A 2,051-nucleotide genomic window follows, 5' to 3' on the forward strand; every position below is an offset into this window, starting at 1 on the left:
CTAAGGGCAGGCGTTTTGCGGGGGGACCGTGTACGTCGGGGGGTCGTCCATGTTCCTGCCGTAACCCTGACCGTTCCAGTAGATTCCCAGTACGGCCTTCGGCACGCCCCCCGACAGGACGATCGGGAAGTCCGTAACGTATTTCTGGCCGTCGAGTGTTCTCCCTTGGACCACCAACTGCCATGTCTCTTCGTATTTGTCCGTGGCCGGTAGATGAATCGAGCGCTTCACGACGGGCTTGTCTCCGGGCAGCAGGCACTGCCGCAGGGCGTCCCGCAGAAGTGTCTCGCACGTCGCCGTGCTGCGCGCGAATGTGGCACAGAAATCGGCGACGCCGTTCCTGCTGACTCCGGCGACGACTTTCGCGAGGACCGACTCCGCCATCTGCGGCGTGAACGCGACCGCGGGAGGTGGCTTTGGTCGCTCCGGCTCGAATGAGCAGCCGGCTGCCATCAGCGCGGCCACTGCCGTTACCGTAATTCGCCGCAGCGAGATTCGACGCACGATCGGGAGCATATGCCTATTTCGGCGAATCCCGGCCGTACGCGACCTTTACGGCGAGACGATCAGCGCGGCGGGACAGAACCCGCGGCGTCATGCCGTCCGGGCGGGCGTCCAGGATGGGAAGCGTCCCAAGGGAGGTGGCGAGCGTCTCCTCCGCGACCATGCATCTGGAAGCGGGCGACCCGGCCGACCCCGTGGCGTAGGCCACGACCTGAGCGGCGGCCCCCGCGGCGGCCAGGGCCCCGACTCCCGCGCCCATGAGCACGAGCATCCGTCTCATGCTCGGGCCCCTGCGCCTCACCGTACGGCAGCCGCCCAGAGGTGCAGCCGATGGGCCCTCGCCAGCCGGTGGGCGGCGTGTAGAGCCAGCCCGGCTGCCAGGCGAAGGGGGCGTCCAGCGAAGAGCTGCATCGGCGGCACCGGCCCGATCTCCGGCCCGATCTCCGGCCCGTACGCCAGGTCTGCTTCCATTGGGGACAGCGCTTCCCCGATCTGCGCCACGCTCCGTAACGGACGACGTCGAATCCCGGCTGGCTCGCGTCGGGTGCAAGGTCGCCTCTGCCTACGGCCTGTCCTGGACGGCTTGTCTTAGACGGCTTGTCCTGGGCGGCGGACATGCCCTCCAGCTCCTCGGGATGAGGGCGCGCCCCTCAGAGGACATCGATCTGTGCAGCTCTCATCTGAGGGGCCCCCGCTGAAGCCGAAGCCGACCTCGTCACCGGGCACAATCCGGCCGGCACGCCTTTTTCGGGTTGACCTGCGGCTCCAACCCTTCCCTTCGGGCGGTTGCCGCTCGGTCACGGACTGTGAAAGGATGCATACATCAGTTCGAATCAAGCGAGGAGGGTGTGATGGATCTGTTCGACATCGATCCTGAGCGCCTTCGTCATTCGAACAACCCTGACGACGGCTGGTGGGACCGTCTGATCGCCAATTCCCCGCTGTGGTCGTCCGACGGCTCATCCGCCCGCGCGCCCTTCCCGATCGTCGACTTTGAGCCCAGGCAGCACGCCGACGCGCCCGGCGCCGCAAGCACGGACGCCCCGGGCACGGACGCCGCCGGTGGGGCTGCCGCTGGCGCAGATGCCACCCGCACCGATGCCGCCGGTCCGAAGACGGCTGGCGTGGACGGCGCTGGCGCGGATGCCGCCCGTGGAAGTGCTGATGGTGCGGGCGCTGCTGACGCGGATGGCGCTGGTGCGGGTGGCTCTGGCTCGGGTGCTTCCGGTGTGGGTGGCCGTGGTCGCGGCCGTGTCCGGTCGTCGTGGGTGGTGGTGGGGTGTGTTCGTGAGGTGGCGCAGGAGCTGGCGCTGGTGCCGCTTCCCGACGATGTGGATGTCTGTCTTGCTGAGGCGGAGGAGTTGCTGTTCGCGCGGGATCGGATCACGTGCGCGCTGGCCGACCGGGTAGGCCGGGTCCATCGTGCAGGGCAGGCCAAGGAGCATGGGCATGCCTCCACCCGCTGTTGGCTGCGTACCGCCGCCGGGATGACGGTGGGCGGTGCGGGCCGCCTGCTGATGCTGGGCGCGGAGCTGCCGCGCCTCCCC

The 2,051-nt window shown here is 68.7% G+C and carries 3 protein-coding genes and 1 pseudogene; 1 reads left to right on the top strand and 3 read right to left on the bottom strand.

Going from position 1 to position 2,051, the window contains the following annotated elements:
* The 3 genes from FLX08_RS39680 to FLX08_RS41085 are packed head-to-tail and all read right to left on the bottom strand — an operon-like array spanning nucleotide 1 to nucleotide 975.
* Nucleotides 1-465, bottom strand: a complete 465-nt coding sequence (locus tag FLX08_RS39680; RefSeq protein WP_142625400.1) for a hypothetical protein — start codon at nucleotides 463-465, stop codon at nucleotides 1-3.
* Between the two features lie 55 nt (nucleotides 466-520).
* Nucleotides 521-784, bottom strand: coding sequence for a hypothetical protein (locus FLX08_RS39685; RefSeq protein WP_142625401.1), 264 nt, complete (start codon nucleotides 782-784; stop codon nucleotides 521-523).
* A 17-nt stretch (nucleotides 785-801) separates the two neighbouring features.
* The gene (locus FLX08_RS41085; protein ID WP_167530767.1) at nucleotides 802-975 is read right to left on the bottom strand and encodes a hypothetical protein; all 174 of its coding nucleotides are present in this window, start codon (nucleotides 973-975) and stop codon (nucleotides 802-804) included.
* Nucleotides 976-1,355: 380 nt separating this feature from the next.
* On the opposite strand from FLX08_RS41085, the pseudogene FLX08_RS39690 reads away from it, so the two are divergent.
* A pseudogene (locus FLX08_RS39690) lies at nucleotides 1,356-2,051 on the top strand (hypothetical protein); the annotation flags it as partial.

Origin of the sequence: Microbispora hainanensis (genome assembly GCF_006874475.1) — a bacterium.
Classification (GTDB): domain Bacteria; phylum Actinomycetota; class Actinomycetes; order Streptosporangiales; family Streptosporangiaceae; genus Microbispora; species Microbispora hainanensis.